The organism is Pseudomonas sp. QS1027, from assembly GCF_002814235.1.
Taxonomy (GTDB): domain Bacteria; phylum Pseudomonadota; class Gammaproteobacteria; order Pseudomonadales; family Pseudomonadaceae; genus Aquipseudomonas.
This window is the reverse complement of sequence record NZ_PHSU01000007.1, coordinates 183,298-200,476: the sequence shown is the minus strand read 5'-3', so window position 1 is coordinate 200,476 and position 17,179 is coordinate 183,298. Positions and strand designations below refer to the sequence as shown.

Genomic DNA, 17,179 nt, shown 5'->3' with positions numbered 1-17,179 from the left:
GTGCATAAGTTTTTTCACGCGATAAAAAAACCGGCTTTAATGCCGGTTTTTCAAAACAAAATATGATTCCCGCAGGAGCTGGTCTCAGACCTTGTCGAGATCCACGCCCTTGGTCTCCTTCAGGCAGAACAACCCCACCACCAGGCTGACCCCCGTTACCAGCACCGGGTACCACAGGCCATAGAAGATATCCCCGGTGTAGACCACCAGCGCAAAGGACACCGTGGGCAGGAACCCGCCGAACCAGCCGTTGCCGATATGGTAGGGCAGCGACATGGAGGTGTAGCGGATGCGCGTCGGGAACAGCTCGACCATCACCGCCGCCAGCGGGCCATAGGTCATGGTGGCAATCAGAATCAGCAAGACGATCAGCAGCACCACCATCGGTTCGTTCACCGACGCGCTATCGGCCTTGGCCGGATAACCCGCCGTGGTGATCGCCGCGCGCATCGCCGCTTCGTCGTACCCAGCGATCTTCTGTTCTCCCACCGACACCGTCACATTCGTCCCGGGCGCCGCGGCCTGGGCGCTATAAGGCAGGCCCTGCTTGACCAGGAAGGTCTTGACCTTGTCGCACGGGCTGTCGAAACGCGCCTTGCCCACCGGATCGAACTGGAAGGTGCAACTCGCCGGGTCGGCCAGCACCACGATCGGTGCCTGACGACTGGCCGCGTCGATCTGCGGATTGGCATAATGGCTCAGGGCCTTGAACAGCGGGAAATAACAAATCGTCGCCAGCAACAGGCCCAGCATCAGGATCGGCTTGCGGCCGATCTTGTCCGACAGCCAGCCGAACAGCACAAAGAACGGCGCACCGATCACCACGCTGATGATCAGCAGGGTATTGGCCTGGGTCGGGTCCATCTTGAGCATCTGGGTCATGAAGAACAGCACGTAGAACTGCGCGGTATAGAAGGTCACCGCCTGCCCGGCATTGATGCTGAAAAGGGCGATCAGGACGATCTTCAGGTTCTGCCAGGAGCCGAAGGATTCGCGGATCGGCGAGCGGCTGACCTTGCCCTCGGACTTCATTTTCACGAAGGCCGGCGACTCGTGCATGCTCAGGCGGATCCAGGTGGAAATCGCCAGCAGGAAGATCGACAGCAGGAACGGCAGGCGCCAGCCCCAGACTTCGAACTGGTCGCCGCTGATGTAACGGCTGGCGAGCACCACCAGCAGGGACAGGAGCAGGCCCAGGGTTGCGGTGGATTGAATCCAGCCGGTATACGAGCCGCGTTTGCCGGTCGGTGCATGCTCGGCCACATAAGTCGCGGCACCGCCGTATTCACCGCCCAGTGCCAGGCCCTGGAGCATGCGCAGCAGGACCAGGATGATCGGCGCGGCGATGCCGATGCTGGTGTAGGTCGGCAACAGGCCGACGGCAAAGGTGGAAAGGCCCATCAGGATGATGGTCATGAGGAAGGTGTATTTACGTCCGATCATGTCTCCCAGGCGCCCGAATACCAGGGCGCCGAAAGGCCGGACCAGGAAGCCCGCGGCAAAGGCCATGAGGGCGAAGATAAACGCCGTGGTGTCGTTGACCCCTGCAAAGAACTGCTTGCTGATCACCGCCGCCAGGGCGCCATAGAGAAAAAAGTCATACCACTCGAAAACCGTCCCGAGGGATGACGCAAAAATGATCTTTCGTTCTTCCCTGCCGGTGTTCGCGGTAGCGCGCACGGGCTGTTGCTCGACGTAGTCCGACATCTGTCATGTCCTCGGCCCTGGGGGCCACAGTGATTATTGTTGTTGTTCCACTGTGGATTCCGGCTGACCGCCACCGGAATCCGCTTTTGCTGTATGGATGCTAGGTGCTCATCGGGATCTGCGCCGCTTGAATGTCATGAATCGCCGGCACATCCTCCAGCATCATCTGCGCCGCCTTCTCGGCAATCATCACCGTCGGCGAACAGGTATTGCCGGAGACGATATTCGGCATGATCGACGCATCGGCGACCCGCAACCCCGGCACGCCATGCACCCGCAACCGGGCATCCACCACATCCAGAGCGCCACCGCCCATCCGGCAGGTGCCCACCGGGTGAAAGATCGTCGTTCCTATCCGCGCGGCCGCCTCATGCAACTGTTCTTCGGTTTGCAGCGCCGCCCCAGGCAGGTATTCCTCGGGTTTGAAGCGCCGCAGGGCAGGGGAGTCGACAATCCGCCGGGTCAGCCGGATCGCCTCGGCTGCAACTTTCAGATCCTCGGGATCGCTCAGGTAATTCGGATCGATCAACGGCGCCACGTCAGGATCGGCCGAACGAATATCGATCCGCCCCCGGCTCAGGGGACGCAGGTTGCACACCGAAGCGGTAAAGGCCGGGAACCGATGCAGCGGCTCACCGAAGCGCTCCAGCGACAGAGGCTGCACGTGGTACTGCAAATTGGCCGAGGCCTGTTCCGGCGAGGACTTCACGAACGCCCCCAACTGGCTCGGGGCCATGGCCAGCGGGCCACTGCGGTCATAGAGATAACGCAGGCCCATGCCGACTTTGCCCCACAGGCTATTGGCGACCTGGTTGAGGGTGCGGGCATTGCTGAGTTTGTAGATCAGGCGCAGTTGCAGATGATCCTGCAGATTGCCGCCGACACCCGGCAGTTCGTGACGCACCGCGATGCCGAGGTTTTCCAGCAAGGGTCGCGGGCCAATGCCCGAGCGCTGGAGAATGCCGGGGGAGCCGACCGAACCGGCGCACAAAACGATCTCACGCCGAACGTTGAACACATGTTCCTCACCCTGCCAGCGCGCGACGACCGCGCAGGCGCGGCCGTTTTCCAGGTTCACCCGGTCAACCTGGACACCGGTCAGGATTGTCAGGTTGGGGCGCTTGAGGATTGGCCGCAGAAAAGCTTTCGACGAATTCCAGCGCACACCGGAACGCTGGTTGACCTGAAAGTATCCACAGCCCTGGTTATCGCCGGCGTTGAAATCGCTGACGCTGGCAATGCCGTTTTCTGCGGCGGCATCGCGGAAGGCGTCGAGGATAGGCCAGGAATAGCGCTGCTGTTCAACCCGCCATTCGCCCTGGTCGCTGTGGAATTCGCTGGCACCGCCAAAGTGATTTTCGCTGCGCTTGAACAACGGCAGGACATCGTTCCAGGCCCAGCCCGGATTGCCTTGCGCGGCCCAGCGATCATAGTCGCCGGCCTGGCCACGCATATAGATCATGCCGTTGATGGACGAACTGCCGCCCAGCACCTTGCCGCGCGGGTAGCCAAGACTGCGACCTTGCAGGCCGGGTTGTGCTTCGGTCTTGAAGCACCAGTCGGTACGGGGATTGCCGATGCAGTAGAGATACCCCACCGGCACATGAATCCAGGGGTAGTTATCCTGGCCGCCGGCTTCGAGCAGCAGGACATGATTCTGCGGATCGGCGGACAGCCGATTGGCCAGCACACAGCCAGCGGGCCCGGCGCCGACTATCACGTAGTCATAGGGCAGGTGGGCGGATGACATAGGCAACCTCGCCTTTTTTATTGTTCTTGTCTCCCTTCATGTTATTGATTAGTTTCGAGATGAAAACCTTCGTTTTTGCGCAAGTGCTGTGCGTTTTCAAGCAAGGCCGTGAACCCCGCGATTCACAAGGAAGCCCCATGTTCGACTGGAACGACCTGCGTTTTTTTCTCGAGCTGCAGCGCAGCGGACGCCTGCTGACCGCGGCCAAGCGCCTGAACACCACCCACAGCACCGTCGCCCGGCATATCGAGACCATCGAGCAGAGCCTGGGCACCGCGCTGTTTGTCCAGCACGCCCAGGGCTACGAGCTGACCCCCTCCGGGCAGGCCTTGCTCAAGCATGCCGAGGCCATGGAAAACGTTGCCTTGCTGGCCCAGGAGGAAATCACCCAGGCCATCGCGCCCCTGGGCAAGATTCGCCTGGGGGTGACCGAAGGGATCGGCATCATGTTTCTCACCCCGCGCATGGGCAGCCTGTACGAACGTTATCCAGGGCTGGAAGTGGAGTTGGTGGCAGTGCCGCGTTTCGTCAGCATCCTCAACCGCGAGGCGGAAATCAGTATCCACCTCGACCGGCCGAATGCCGACCTGTTGATAACTCGCAAACTGACCGACTATCGCCTGGCGCTGTATGCCAGCCAGGACTATCTCGCCCGGGCGCCGGCCTTGCTGCACCGGGATGATCTGTCACAGCACAACTGGATCGGCTACGTCGACGACCTGCTGTTCAGCGAGGAACTGCTGTTCCTCAACAACTTCTGCCGCACACCGAATGTGATTTTTCGCAGCACCAGCGTCATTGCCCAGCAACAGGCGGCGCGGGCCGGGCTGGGAATTGCGGTGCTGCCCAACTACATGGCCAAGGATGATCCACTGCTGGTACGCGTCCTGCCGGAAGAAACCATCCAGCGCAGCTACTGGATCAGCACTCGGCGGGAGCTGCACAAATCAGTGCGCTTGCGGGTGGTGTGGGATTTTCTGCTGGCGTTGTGTGCGAGTGAGCAGGGTGTGTTGCTGGCACCATAAGAAGGGGCGGTTCAACAGATGTGCATCATTGACAGTCAGTAGACGTCAACCTAGACTCTGCGCCAAATGGACTGGGGGATCCCGGTCGGCGTCGCAGCCTCGGTGAGTTTCATCGGGGCTTTTCGCTTTCTGGAGCGGGGAAAATCTTCAGGCCCCAGTTTTCAAAACCTGTTCCCACATTCTCACGCCCACCACTGCAGTAGAACTTGCGCTTGAGCACATCGAATGCACGGTTCTCTTGTCCTGCGCGCAATACGCTCATTCCAATTGGTCTGGCGACAAGATCCGCCAATTGCAAACCGGTGGAGTTAACCTGCTTAGTAGCAAAAATTATTTCAAAGGGAAGTTGTATATTCAACTTGTTAGCAGCATCGCACATACGGCGAAATTCCAACTCCAGTTCATTATCCTCCCTTTTTCCCCTGCGCTCAAAAATGACATGCGTCAAAACACCTGTCTGTCGCTTTTCCTCAAGAACCTCGTAAAGAGTTTCCAAGCAGAAGCCCAGAGCTAGATGATAGGGGTTCTGTGCGGCTCCCTACCGCTCGCGCAAGCTCATCTTATCAATCACACAGCTGATCAATATGAAATTACTCGCGTCAATGATGCTCGTGAGTTCGTTCAGGAATTCGTTTTTATGTTGTCGAGAGACAAATAGGCTGGAAAAAGCACCTTTCTCTTTTCGTATTTCCAACTCATGGAGCCCTATCAGATCATGCCCCATATGATTGAATTTGAATTTTTGTAGCGCAGGAATAACTTTTTCACAATAATATCGCTTGTGAAAAATGCAAAAAGCCAGCACAAACATTGGATAGTTTGCATCCAGTGTCTGCATTCCATGGTCGCCACTTTCGTCAACGTAAACAATAAAATCGCTATATTTTCCAGACACCATCGGTATTTTTCCAATACCGGGCTCTGGCTCGCCTTCTCGCTCAAAGAGGGGGAGTTGTTTGGAGAGCAAGGTGATATCTGACATCGAATCGTCGGCCCCTTGGTTTTTATTCAAGTGGAGCACACTCTCAGTTCCTTCCCACCTCGATCACCTGGTCTTTTTTGAAACAAACCATTTGCGAAAAGCTCCCCCCATTGATGCGAATGGAGGTGGCATCGTCATTGGTGATTTCCTGGGGCGGCGTAAAACCGAGCATCGACGAGGCCCGGGTTGAATTGATCCACTCCAGCCGGCCCTTGATCAGGGCGCCATCAAGCGAACCGGCGCTGCTGTGGATACGTACTGTGTCCTTGCCATGCTGGTAGAAGAAGACGAACGGCCCGTTCAAACCAGGACACTCGTAGCTGCTCAACAGCCTGGGCGTCGGCATGTAGCCGCTGTTGATGATGCCGACATAGATCACCGAATAACCGATATACCCCAGCAACGGAACCGCCGCCAACGCCCCGGCCCAGTACCATCGGCGCTTGCGGTTCGGTTCGTCTGGCACAGGCTCGACAGGCGAGTTATCCACAGGCAGGACCGTCTCGGGAGGGAGCAACTCGGCGGACAGGGGCTCACGAACCCCGGAAATATCCTCCTGCGCTTCAACCACCCGAACCACACCGGCCACCAGCGGTTCGGCGGGCACAGGTTCATCCATGCGGGCATGGCGCAAAACCGGCTCGGGCCTGGGCAGCAAACGCAGGTTGCGCTGGATGATCCGGCTTTCCACCAGCACAAAAATCGCGCAAGCCAGCGGCATCGCCAGCACCAGGCCCGGTGCCTGGGTCGCCACCCAATCGGCGATCAGCGGGTCGGACATGCCGATACCTCCGGCCACCCAACCCAACAAGGCACCGCCCGCCGGGATCAACCAGGGATAACGCTTGAACAACCCGCTCACAAACAAACTGCCATACATCAGCATCGGAATGCTCAGCAGCAGCCCCAGCACCAGGATCCCCAGGTTGTCCTGGGCCACGGCGGCCAGCGCCACCACATTGTCCAGGCTCATGGTCAGGTCGGCGAAGACGATAAGCCCGACCACCGACCAGAGCGTCGACCCAGAACGCTGCGGCAAGTGCTCGGCGTCTTCCTCCCCCACCAACAACTTGATGGCGATCACCACCAGCGCGACCATGCCCGCCAGTTTCAGGCAGGGCACCTTGAGCAACAGGCTGATCACCGAGGTGAACAGGATCCGCAACCCGACTGCCACGCCCATCCCGGCGAACAGCGCCTGGCGCATCTGCCGGGCCGGCAGGTGGCGGCAGGCCAGGGCGATGACCACGGCGTTGTCGCCGCTCAGCAGCAGGTCGAGCAGGAACACCTGCAACGTCAGGTTGATCCCCTGCATCCCGGTATCCAAGCCGATCATCTTGCCGCTCCCGCAACCATCGTCATCAATTCAGCAAACCTCCCACACCACAGAACAGGCCGGTGAGGGAGGCAAACCCGAACACCAGGCCCACCCCCCGCGCATACCAGCCCTGCAACCTGAACGTCCCGCTCAACTGCGTACGGGCCAGCCAATAGAGCAGGCCGAGCACCGCCGGCAGCAACAGCGCATTGACCACCCCGGTGAAGATCGACAGTTCGACCAGATTGACCCCGGAACCCACCAGCACCCCGGCCCCCAGTAACATGGCGCCGAATGCCGCGTAGAACCAGGGCGCGTCGGCGGGACGCTGCTCCAGGGAATGCCGTCGGCCAGTGGCCTCGCCGACGCCCCAGGCCACGGTCAGGCAGACCACGATGGTCGCCACCAGCGCGCCCCCGGCCAGCCCCATCGCAAAGACCCCACGCCCGACCGTCTGGCCCAGGGAAGCGGTAAAGGCATCGGCCAGTTGCGGCACGCTGGTCAAGGTGAAGGACGCGTCGGAGCGGTTGAAACACGCCGCCGCGGCAATCACCACGGCGGCCGTGAGAATCTGGCAGAGGGTCGCGCCGAGGAAGGTTTCGATACGCGCCGCTTTCAGGTGCCGGGCATCGAGGCCCTTGTCGATCAGCGCCGACTGTTGGTAGAACACCGTCCACGGCATGACGCTGGTGCCCAGGTTGGCGGCCACCAGGTAAAGATAGGAACTGTCGTGAAACGGCATCTGATACCACTGCGCGGCGATCTGCCGAGGGTCGGGGTGAGCGTTCCAGGCCACGGCGATAAAGGCCACGCCGAACATACCCAGGCAAATCGCGATGCGCTCGACGCCATGGTAGGAGCCGGTACAGACCATCGCGAAAATCAGTACCACCAACACCCCGACGGTTTCCCACAGGGGTATGCCGAACAGCTCGCCGACCCCGGCCAACCCGCTCAACTCGGTCACCAGGGCACCGAAGCAACTGAGCACCAGCGTCGCCAGGGACAGCAACGCAACGCCGCGACCAAACCGCAGGCGCACCAGTTCACCGAAGCCTTTTCCCGTTCCCAGCCCCAGGCGGATCGAGAGCTCCTGCGCGGTGTACAGCAGGGGAATGATGAGGAATTGCAGCAACAGCAGCCGATAGCCCCATTGCGCGCCACTCTGCGCGGCGGTGATCACGCTGCCGGCCTCGGTATCCGCGAGCATCACCACCAGCCCCGGACCGACGGCCGCAGCCATCAACCGTAGCCGGCTTGAGCGGATTGAAATGCTTGGCATCATGTCTGTTCCCGGCTCATGGCATGCGTCCGTGGATGGCGAAAAACCCGTTCATCGACCCTCGGTGGGCGTCAGGGTCGGCTATTCACCTGCGGACCACTTTTGAAATCCTTGAGGAACGCCGTATCCGGTGACAGGACCAACGTCGGCGCGGAATCGGACAAGGACTGTCGATAGGTCTGCAAGCTGCGGTAGAGCTTGTAGAACTCGGGGTCCTTGTTGAACGCCTGGGACGAGATCTGGTTCGCCAGGGCATCGGCTTCACCATGGGTGATGCGGCTTTGCCGTTGTGCCTCGGAGATCAATACGGCCCGTTCACGCTCGGCATTGGCCTGGATCTGTTGTGCCCACTCGAAGCCCTGGGCGCGCAGTTCCTTGGCCTCGCGCTGACGCTCGGACTTCATCCGGTCATAGATCGCCTGGCTGGTTTCGAACGGCAGGTCGGCGCGATGAAAACGCACCTCGGTGACCTCGATGCCCAGGGGCCTGGCCTTCTCCACCACCTCGTTCTGGATATGCTCGACAATCTTCGGCCGCTCGGCGGACAACAGCGACTTGAGCATCACCTGTCCCAGCTCGCGGCGCAGCGATGAGCTGACCAACTGGGCCAGTTGCGCATTGGCCTGGTCGACCGTGCGCAGGGCCTGATAGAAACGCAGCGGGTCGACGATGCGATAACGCGCATAGGTTTCCACCTCCAGGCGTTTCTGGTCGCCGAGGATCACCTGCTCGGATGGTGGCGCCAGGGTCAGGATGCGGGTGTCGTAATAGATCACGGTGTCGATCAGCGGCACCTTGAGTTTCAGCCCCGGCGTACGCACCGGCGCGGTCGGCGCCCCGAGCCGGACCACCAGGGCCTGCTGGGCTTCGTCGACGGTATACAGCGAGGCGCCGAGGGTCCACAGGACAACCAGCGCAAGGATCACCAGGGCCACACGAATCTGCGGTTTCATCGGGTCTGCTCCTTGGCCGGACGCTTGTCCTGTTCCGACAGCGGCATATAGGGCACCACGCCCGAAACGCCTTTGCCGGACGTATCGATGATCACCTTGGAGGCTCTTTTCAGTACTTCATCAGTGCTTTCCATGTACAGGCGCCAGCTGGTCACGTCCTTGGCCTGTGCATAACTTTCGTACACCGCCAGGAAGCTTTTCGCATCGCCTTCGGCCAGATTGACCGCCTGGGCCTTGTAGGCCTCGGCTTCCTGGTTGATATGCGACGCTTCGCCCCGGGCCCGAGGAAGAATGTCGTTGGCGTAGGATTCCGCCTCGTTACGCTCACGCTCCTGGTCGGCCCGGGCCCGCTGCACATCGTTGAAGGCATCGATCACCGCCGGTGGCGGATCGACGCGCTGCAACTGGATCTGGGTGATCAGTACGCCGGCTTTTTCATCGTCGAGCAGGCGTTGCAACAACGCCTTGGTTTCCTCGGCAATCTCCTGGCGTTTGTCCGAGAGGGCCGCCTGGATCGGGGTACGCCCGATGACTTCGCGCAGGGCGCTTTCGGCGGCCAGCTTGATGGCGAATTCGGGCTTGTCCATGCTGAACAGAAACTGCCCGGCGTCCTTGATCCGCCAGAACACCGCGCAATCGGCCTCGACGATATTCTCGTCACCGGTGAGCATCTGCTTGTCGCGGGACAGGCTGCTGTCGTTCAGACCTAGCGCGGGGCCGTGCCCCAGTTGCAGCTGGTTGACCGTGGTGACCTTGGGCAGCAGCACCGTTTCGATAGGGAAGGGCAGGTGATAGTGCAAACCCGCCTCGGTGGTGTCGACCCATTTGCCAAAGCGCAGGACGATACCTTGCTCGTCGGGCTGGACCTTGTAGATGCCCCCGACGATCCAGACAAACGCCAGCAACCCGGCCACCAGCGCCAGACCTTTGCCTTGCAGGCCCGTGAGGGCAACGAAACGATTGGCCCGCAGGCCCATGGAGCGGGCTTGTTCGCCCAGTGAGGCGGAAGACTTTTCCGGTTCCAGGGGAGTCAAGGGCTGCGGGTCGGACATGGTCTTATCCTGGAGGCATCTGGCCGGGGGAGACGGATCGGTGTTTTTTTATTACCGCATATTTCGGAGCATCATACAGCCGAGGGCTGAATACCTCCTGACTTGGCGCAATGATTGAAGCGCCAGGGGCGCAAATGTACTGACTGGGAAAGTTTCTCAGGCATCAAGCTGGACCGGGATGAGTACTACTTGCCCAGCACCGCCAGATGCATGTCCTGCAAGGATAGGACACGTTTGGCGGCACCCAGCTTGATGGCTTCCCTGGGCATGCCGAATACCACGCAGCTGGCCTCGTCCTGGGCCACGGTCGCGGCACCGGCATCGGCCATTTCCTTGAGGCCACGGGCGCCATCGTCGCCCATGCCGGTCATGATGATGCCGGTGGCGTTCTTCCCGGCGAACTTGGCCACCGAGCGAAACAGCACGTCCACCGACGGCCGATGGCGATTGACCAGCGGGCCGTCCGCCACCTGCACATGGTAGTAGGCGCCATTGCGCACCAGCATCATGTGCTTGCCGCCCGGAGCGATCAGGGCCAGGCCGGGCAGGACCCGATCATTGTTTTGCGCCTCGCGGACTTCAATCTGCGACAGCCCATTCAGGCGCTGGGCAAAGGAGGCAGTGAATTTCTCCGGCATGTGCTGAACGATGACGATCCCCGGGCAGACCCTCGGCAGCACGGTGAGCAGCGCCTCCAGCGCCTGGGTCCCGCCCGTGGAGGTGCCGATGGCGACGATGCGCTCGGTGGTCTGGGCCATCGCCTGGCTGCCGGCCGCCGGCAACATCGCATCGGCGCTCAGTTTGCTGGCGACCTCAAGGCGCGGCGCGGCGGCGCGCGGGGCGAGGTTCCTGACATTGGCACCGGCCGCGCCACGAACGGCACCGAGCAGATGAGCGGCGGACTCCAGCAGGAAATTCTTAACGCCACCCTGGGGCTTGGTGATGATATCCACAGCCCCGGCCGCAAGCGCCTGCAAGGTGGTCTCGGCGCCGCGTTCGGTCAGCGAGGAGCAGATGACCACCGGGGTGGGACGCTCGGCCATGATCTTTTTCAGGAAGGTGATGCCGTCCATCCTTGGCATTTCCACGTCCAGCACAATCACGTCCGGCCAGGACCTGGCCATTTTATCCATGGCGAAGATCGGGTCCGCGGCGACCGTCACCTCGATATCCGGTGCCTGGCCAAGAATTGCCATCAGCACCTGCCGGACCACGGCGGAATCATCGACCAGCAAAACGCTTATTTTTTTCATGACTGCCTTCCCGCGTTTGCAAAGAGAGATGCCGAACCCAGACAGCACCGCTCCAGGTGTCGAAGACCAGGTTGCGGTGCCCGGTTCCGCCCAGGTCCACGGCACTGGGTGACAAGCGCAGACGCTCGGCGATTTGCGTGACAGCCGCGCAGTTCAGGCCGGCGATATCACCCGCGGCATAATCGCGCGACTGTTGGGGAAACATCTCACCGCCACCGAACAGCTTCAGCTGATATTCGCGGGCCTCACTCCGATAGCCCTGAATGTGCAGCATCAACCATTCAAAGGCTTCGTCGACATAGCTGCCGTCCAGGGCCTCACCGCGCTGTCGGCGCCCGGGCAACAGGCAATGGGATATCCCGCCGAGCTTGCGCACCGGATGCCAGAGAATCATGGAAACACACGATCCCAACAGGGTATGGATACGGGTAGGGCTGTTGCGAAAGCACAGGCTTCCGGGACCCAGGTAGATTTCTTCGACGTCCATGGCAATAGCGGCCTTCATGGCTTTTGATAGATGGAGGGAGCCACCAGCTTGAACGCGTCGCTGACGCCGTGCAGGCTTTCCGAGTGGCTGATGATGAAATAACCGCCACGCCGCAGAAACGGCAAGAGGCGGTTGACCACTTTGCGCTTGGTCTCCTGATCAAAGTAGATCATTACGTTACGCAGGAAGATGACCTCGAACTCCCCCAGTTGCGGCAGGGTGTCATTCAGATTGACCTGGATGAAACTCACCCGCTGGCGCAGGCTCTTGTCGATCAGGAAAGTGCCGGTCTGCTGGCCGATACCCTTGAGGCAATAGCGGCTCAGCAACGCGGGCGGCAGGTTGCTCGCCCGCTCCATCGGATAGTGCCCGCTGCGGGCCTTGGCCAGCACCTGGGTGCTGATATCCGAGCCGACTACCTCCCAGGGCGTGCTGCCCAGGCCCTCGGCCAGGGTCATGGCCAGGCTGTAGGGTTCTTCGCCCGAAGAGCTGGCGGCGCTCCACACCCTGAAGGTCTTTCCCGGCGCGGCACGGGGCAATACCTGTAGGCGCAGGAAGTCGAAGTGCTTGGGTTCGCGGAAAAAGTACGTCTCATTGGTGGTCAACAGATCGAGGGCCACCTGCAGCTCGCCCGAGCTTTCCTTGTCCATGATCAGTTTGAAATAGGCACCGTAGCTCTCCAGCTCGTGGTACTTGAGGCGCTTGAACAGCCGTCCGGCGACCAGGGCCTTTTTCGCCGGCGACAAGCTGATGCCCGCCGCGCCGTAGAGCCAGGCCTGGAACTGAGTGAATTCGCGATCCTCGAGCTTGATGCCGTTCAACCTGATGCTCCTTGTTCGCCACTCACTGCACCGGGTGTATGTGGCTGCCACCGACCTCCGCCAGCTGCGACATTTCATCCACCGACAACACCCGGTCAACGTCCAGGACGATGACGAACTTGCCCTCGACCTTGGCCATGCCGCTGATGAAGTCGGCGCGAATGCGTGCACCGAAGCTCGGTGGTGGCTCGATCTCGGCCGCTGGAATTTCCAGCACCTCGGACACCGTATCGACCAGCAGGCCGATGTCCTGTGCCTGGCGCTCCCCGTTGTTGGTTTCAATGATCACCACACAGCTGCGCCGGGTCACGGTCGAGCACTGCTGCCCGAAACGCGCGCCCAGATCCACCACCGGCACCACGGCACCGCGCAGATTGATCACGCCCCGCACGAAGGCGGGCATCATCGGCACCGGCGTGACATGGCCGAACTCGATGATTTCCTTGATCCCCAGGATGCCGATGGCGAACATTTCGCCGGCCAGCAGGAACGTCAGGTACTGCGCTTCCTGCATTGGCACCGCCACCGCCTGGCGGGTAGTCGTTAATGCGCCCATGTTGCTCTCCTGCATGAAAAGGGCCCGCGCCCAGGCGTTGATCAGAACCGGGTGAATTCGCTTTCGTCAGGGCCGACGGCCGAGGCGAAACTCTTGTGCAGGGCCGGTTGCGGTGCCCGCACGACCGACCGCGTCATACCACCACCCGCTGCGCGCGATTTGCCTTGCGCCACGTTCACGCTCGCGTTGGCCGCCTCCAGCGTGAAAAAGCTCATCGCCTGCTGCAACTGTTCAGCCTGGCTGCTCATCTCTTCGGCCGTCGCGGCCAGCTCTTCGCTGCTCGAAGCGTTTTGCTGGGTGACCTGGTTGAGCTGGTTCATCGCCGTATTGATCTGCGCCACACCGGCCGCCTGTTCTTCGGAAGCCGCGGTGATCTCCTGGACCAGGTCGGAAGTCTTGTTGATCGACGGCACCATCTCGTTCAGCAAATGCCCGGCCCGCTCGGCCATTTCGACGCTGCTGGTGGACAGCTCGCCGATCTCCTGCGCGGCCACCTGGCTGCGTTCGGCCAGCTTGCGTACTTCCGCCGCGACCACCGCGAAGCCCTTGCCATGTTCCCCGGCGCGCGCCGCTTCAATGGCCGCGTTCAAGGCCAGCAGGTTGGTCTGGTAGGCAATGTCATCGATGATGCTGATGCGCTGGGCGATCTTCTTCATGGCCTGGACGGTCTGCTGCACGGAGTCGCCGCCATCGGTGGCTTCCTTGGCCGCCTTGCTCGCCATGCCGTCGGTGACCTTGGCGTTCTCGGTGTTCTGGTTGATGCTGGCGCTCATCTGCTCGACCGAGGCACTGGTCTCTTCGACACTGGCCGCCTGCTCGCTGGTGGCCTGGCTCATGGACTGCGCGGTGGCGCTGACTTCCTCGGACGCGCTGGCCAGGTTGTCGGCGGCCGTGCGCACTTCGCCGATAATCTGCGAGAGCTTGCCGACCATGGTCTGCATCGCCGTGAGCACACGGCCGGTTTCGTCCTTGGAACCCGGCTCGATGGTCACCGCCAGATTGCCCTCGGCCAACTGGCTGGCAACGCTGGCGGCTGTTTTCAGCGGATTGGCAATGATCCGTGAAATGAACAAGGCCAGGGCAATGCCCACGAGCAGGGCCACGATGACTGCGGCCATGATCGACATCCGGGCGTTGGTATAAAGCTCGTTCCCCCGTTGATTGGCGGCCGTCGCCCCGGCGTCGTTGAGTTCGATTATTTTCAGCAGATCGGTGGAGATCACTTCAAAGGTGCGCTTCGAGTCCCCCCTGAGAACAGCCATCGCTTGTTCCCTTGATCCCTGCCGGGCCTCGTTCAATAGCGTTTTACTGGAGGCGAGGTAGCTCTCCCAGTCAGTCTTGAAGGTATCGAACAGCGCTTGTTCCGCAGGACTGGAGATCAACCCATCCTTTTCATAGCGGACAATGCGGGTGTCGACCTCCTTGCGGGCGTCGGCGGCTTCCTGTTCATACTGGGTCCGTTCCGCCGCATCGTCGGTGAGCACGTAACGGAGCTCTTTGATCCGGTAGTTGGCGACAAAAAACCGCATGCCCGAAGCCAGGCGCACGGAGGGCAGCCAATTATCGCGCATGTCGGTGGCCGTCTGGTTGACCTGGCCCAGCTGAATGACGGCGAACACGCCCATCGCCGCCGTCAGCGCCAACACCACCAGAAACGAAGCGATAAGCTTGGTTGCTATTCTCAGGTCGTAGAACCATTTCATTGAAGAGCCCCTCCATGTGCGGTGTGGTTGGCAGAATTGCCTGGTTTGCTATCGGTCAAGGAATAAACAGCGGCCTGCCGGGTTTCACGCTGGACCAGCTCCCCCAGTAGCGCCGGAACATCAAGAATCAGCGCGACCTCACCGCTGCCCAGAATGGTTGAACCACTGATGCCGCGCAGCGCATTGAACAACTGGCCGAGGGGTTTGATGACGGTCTGGAATTCCCCCAGCAGGTCATCGACCACCAGCCCGGCCTTCTGCTCGGCACACCGCACCACCACCACGTTCTCGCGGCGCACGTTATGCCCCCCATGACCGAAGTGGTCACGTAGACGTACCAGTGGCAGGACTTCGCCGCGCAGGTCCAGGTAGTTGTTTCCCGACATGTCCTGACGCTGCAGCGCATCCAGTTCGATGCATTCCTGGACCATTTCCAGCGGCACCACGTAGTGGATCTGGCCGATGCCCACCAGGAATCCGTTGATGATCGCCAGGGTCAACGGCAGGCGTATACGGATGATCGTGCCTTGGCCGGGTTGGCTATCCAGATCCACCGTGCCCCGCAGGAGGGTGATGTTGCGCTTGACCACATCCATGCCCACGCCACGTCCGGACAGGTTGGTCACTGCTTCGGCGGTGGAAAATCCCGCTTCGAAAATCAGGTTGTAGATTTCCTGGTCCGTCAGGTTCGCCCCGGCAGGGACCAGGCCGCGCTCGACGGCCTTTTGCAGAATCCGGTCGCGGTTCAGCCCGGCGCCGTCGTCGGCGATTTCCAGGACGATGCTGCCCGAGTCGTGAAAGGCGTTGAGCTGCAAGCGCCCCTTGGCAGGCTTGCCGGCGGCTTCGCGGACCGACGGGGATTCGATGCCGTGATCCATCGCGTTGCGCAGCAAGTGCATCAGCGGGTCGCCGATTTTTTCCACCACGGTCTTGTCCAGCTCGGTATCGGCACCGCTGATCAGCAGTTCGATGTCCTTGCCCAGTTCCTGGCTGACATCCCGGACCACCCGGCGGAAACGGTTGAAGGTGTCACCGATGGGGATCATCCGCAGGTGCAGCGCGCCGTCGAGGATTTCCTCCACCAGTCCCGAAACCACCGAGGTGGACTCCTGCAACGGCCCGTTGGCGCTACCGCGCGCCAACAGGTTGGCCCCGGCGCTGGCGATGACCAGTTCCCCCACCAGGTTGATCAACTCGTCCAGCTTGTCGGCATTGACCCGGACAAAACGGGCTTCGGCAACCGCACCCTGGGGCTCGCGGTGACGGCCCTGCTTTTCCAGCGCGGACTGCACCACGGCCGATTCGACCACACGCTGCTCAATCAGGATTTCTCCCAGTGGCATGGCCGGCGTCCCGACCGATTCAGCCTGTTCGCGCTGGGCGCGCAAACCGTCTTCCAGTTCCTTGGCCGTCAGGGCACCACATCGGGTCAGGATTTCCCCCAGTCGCGCCGGTTCTTCAGGCAGCGCATTGATGAGTTGCAGGTACTCTTCCATTCGACTGTGGGGCGCCAGGATATGGATCTGGCAGTCGTCACGGACGAAATCGAAGGCTTCGGCAATGGTTTCGCGGCTGGCATCGGAATCCAGGTCGATCTCGAAGCCCAGGTGGCAGCTCTCGGCGTCGAACTGCTCCAGGGCGGGCAGGGTATCGGCGAGGGTGAAGATATGGACGATCTCGCCCAGGGTATTCAGGTAACGAAGAAAGGACAGGGGATCCATGCCATTGCGGAACACATCGGCACCGAATCGCAGGGAAATGTGCCAATAGCCGGAACTGACCGAGTCCTGGCCGGGCACCGGCTGGGCCACCGGGATATCGAGCAGGGCCGGCACGACAGATGCCACCCTTGCCGCCTGGTAGTTCTGCAATCCCTGGCGTAGCGCCGCCTCACGCTCCAGGGCGATGTCGCTCAATGCTTCGCCGGCACCAGCCACCACTTCAACCAGCTCCAGCATATGGTCGGCACTTCTGAGCAGCAGGGCGATAAATTCGCCATCGACCTGGATAGCGCCCTCGCGCAGGCGATCGAGCACGTCCTCGACGATATGGGTAAAACCGACGATGGGGTTCAAGCCGAACAGTCCGGCGGAGCCCTTGATGGTGTGCGCCGCACGGAAGATCGCTCCGATCGCGTCGCTGTCGTCGGGTTCGGACTCCAGGTGCAGCAACGACGACTCCATGTCCTGAAGCAGCTCACGTGCTTCGACGATGAAGGTCTGCTGTGCCTGGTCGAGATTGATGGTCACGATAGAGTCCTTTTATCGCCCCGGGGTCAAAGAACCTCGGG

12 protein-coding genes and 3 pseudogenes are annotated in these 17,179 nt (G+C 61.1%); 1 reads left to right on the top strand and 14 read right to left on the bottom strand.

Translation table 11 applies throughout. The features are described from left to right. Window positions 1-84 precede the first annotated feature (84 nt). On the bottom strand, window positions 85-1,707 hold the full coding sequence (locus CWE01_RS07765; RefSeq protein ID WP_100939939.1) for an MFS transporter: 1,623 nt from the start codon (window positions 1,705-1,707) through the stop codon (window positions 85-87). 100 nt (window positions 1,708-1,807) lie between these two features. Next, a complete protein-coding gene (locus tag CWE01_RS07760) occupies window positions 1,808-3,457 on the bottom strand; it encodes a GMC family oxidoreductase (RefSeq protein ID WP_100939938.1) in 1,650 nt (549 codons plus the stop codon). 137 nt (window positions 3,458-3,594) lie between these two features. On the opposite strand from CWE01_RS07760, the gene CWE01_RS07755 reads away from it, so the two are divergent. Next, window positions 3,595-4,482: a LysR family transcriptional regulator gene (locus tag CWE01_RS07755; RefSeq protein WP_100939937.1), complete on the top strand. Its 888-nt coding sequence runs from the start codon at window positions 3,595-3,597 to the stop codon at window positions 4,480-4,482. Between the two features lie 109 nt (window positions 4,483-4,591). On the opposite strand, the pseudogene CWE01_RS07750 reads toward CWE01_RS07755, so the two are convergent. From CWE01_RS07750 to CWE01_RS34210, 12 genes and pseudogenes are all read right to left on the bottom strand, one after another. Continuing rightward, window positions 4,592-5,464 (bottom strand): annotated as a pseudogene (locus tag CWE01_RS07750) (DUF3800 domain-containing protein). Window positions 5,465-5,507: 43 nt separating this feature from the next. Further along, a complete protein-coding gene (locus CWE01_RS07745) occupies window positions 5,508-6,800 on the bottom strand; it encodes a TerC family protein (protein WP_100939936.1) in 1,293 nt (430 codons plus the stop codon). Between the two features lie 25 nt (window positions 6,801-6,825). Further along, window positions 6,826-8,064, bottom strand: a complete 1,239-nt coding sequence (locus CWE01_RS07740) for an NRAMP family divalent metal transporter (protein WP_218177132.1) — start codon at window positions 8,062-8,064, stop codon at window positions 6,826-6,828. Window positions 8,065-8,135: 71 nt separating this feature from the next. After that, complete coding sequence (gene hflC, locus CWE01_RS07735; RefSeq protein WP_100939934.1) at window positions 8,136-9,017, bottom strand: protease modulator HflC; 882 nt, start codon at window positions 9,015-9,017, stop codon at window positions 8,136-8,138. Continuing rightward, a complete protein-coding gene (gene hflK / locus CWE01_RS07730; protein ID WP_177145606.1) occupies window positions 9,014-10,069 on the bottom strand; it encodes an FtsH protease activity modulator HflK in 1,056 nt (351 codons plus the stop codon). The genes hflC and hflK overlap by 4 nt, the downstream gene beginning before the upstream one ends. Before the next feature lie 185 nt (window positions 10,070-10,254). Beyond that, entirely contained in the window at window positions 10,255-11,322 is a 1,068-nt protein-coding gene (locus tag CWE01_RS07725) for a chemotaxis response regulator protein-glutamate methylesterase (protein ID WP_100939933.1), read from the bottom strand. Next, window positions 11,291-11,809, bottom strand: a complete 519-nt coding sequence (locus tag CWE01_RS07720; RefSeq protein ID WP_256346985.1) for a chemotaxis protein CheD — start codon at window positions 11,807-11,809, stop codon at window positions 11,291-11,293. Before CWE01_RS07720 ends, CWE01_RS07725 begins: the two co-directional genes overlap by 32 nt. 14 nt (window positions 11,810-11,823) lie before the next feature. Next, window positions 11,824-12,630 (bottom strand): protein-glutamate O-methyltransferase CheR, encoded by an 807-nt coding sequence (locus tag CWE01_RS07715; RefSeq protein WP_256579329.1) that lies wholly within the window; start codon window positions 12,628-12,630, stop codon window positions 11,824-11,826. A 22-nt stretch (window positions 12,631-12,652) separates the two neighbouring features. After that, entirely contained in the window at window positions 12,653-13,186 is a 534-nt protein-coding gene (locus tag CWE01_RS07710) for a chemotaxis protein CheW (protein ID WP_100939930.1), read from the bottom strand. A gap of 41 nt (window positions 13,187-13,227) precedes the next feature. Next, window positions 13,228-14,889, bottom strand: a complete 1,662-nt coding sequence (locus CWE01_RS07705) for a methyl-accepting chemotaxis protein (protein WP_100939929.1) — start codon at window positions 14,887-14,889, stop codon at window positions 13,228-13,230. Then, window positions 14,886-16,115: pseudogene (locus tag CWE01_RS34215) on the bottom strand (chemotaxis protein CheA); the annotation flags it as partial. The gene CWE01_RS07705 and the pseudogene CWE01_RS34215, both read right to left, overlap by 4 nt. A gap of 299 nt (window positions 16,116-16,414) precedes the next feature. Further along, a pseudogene (locus CWE01_RS34210) lies at window positions 16,415-17,138 on the bottom strand (Hpt domain-containing protein); the annotation flags it as partial. Window positions 17,139-17,179: the final 41 nt, after the last annotated feature.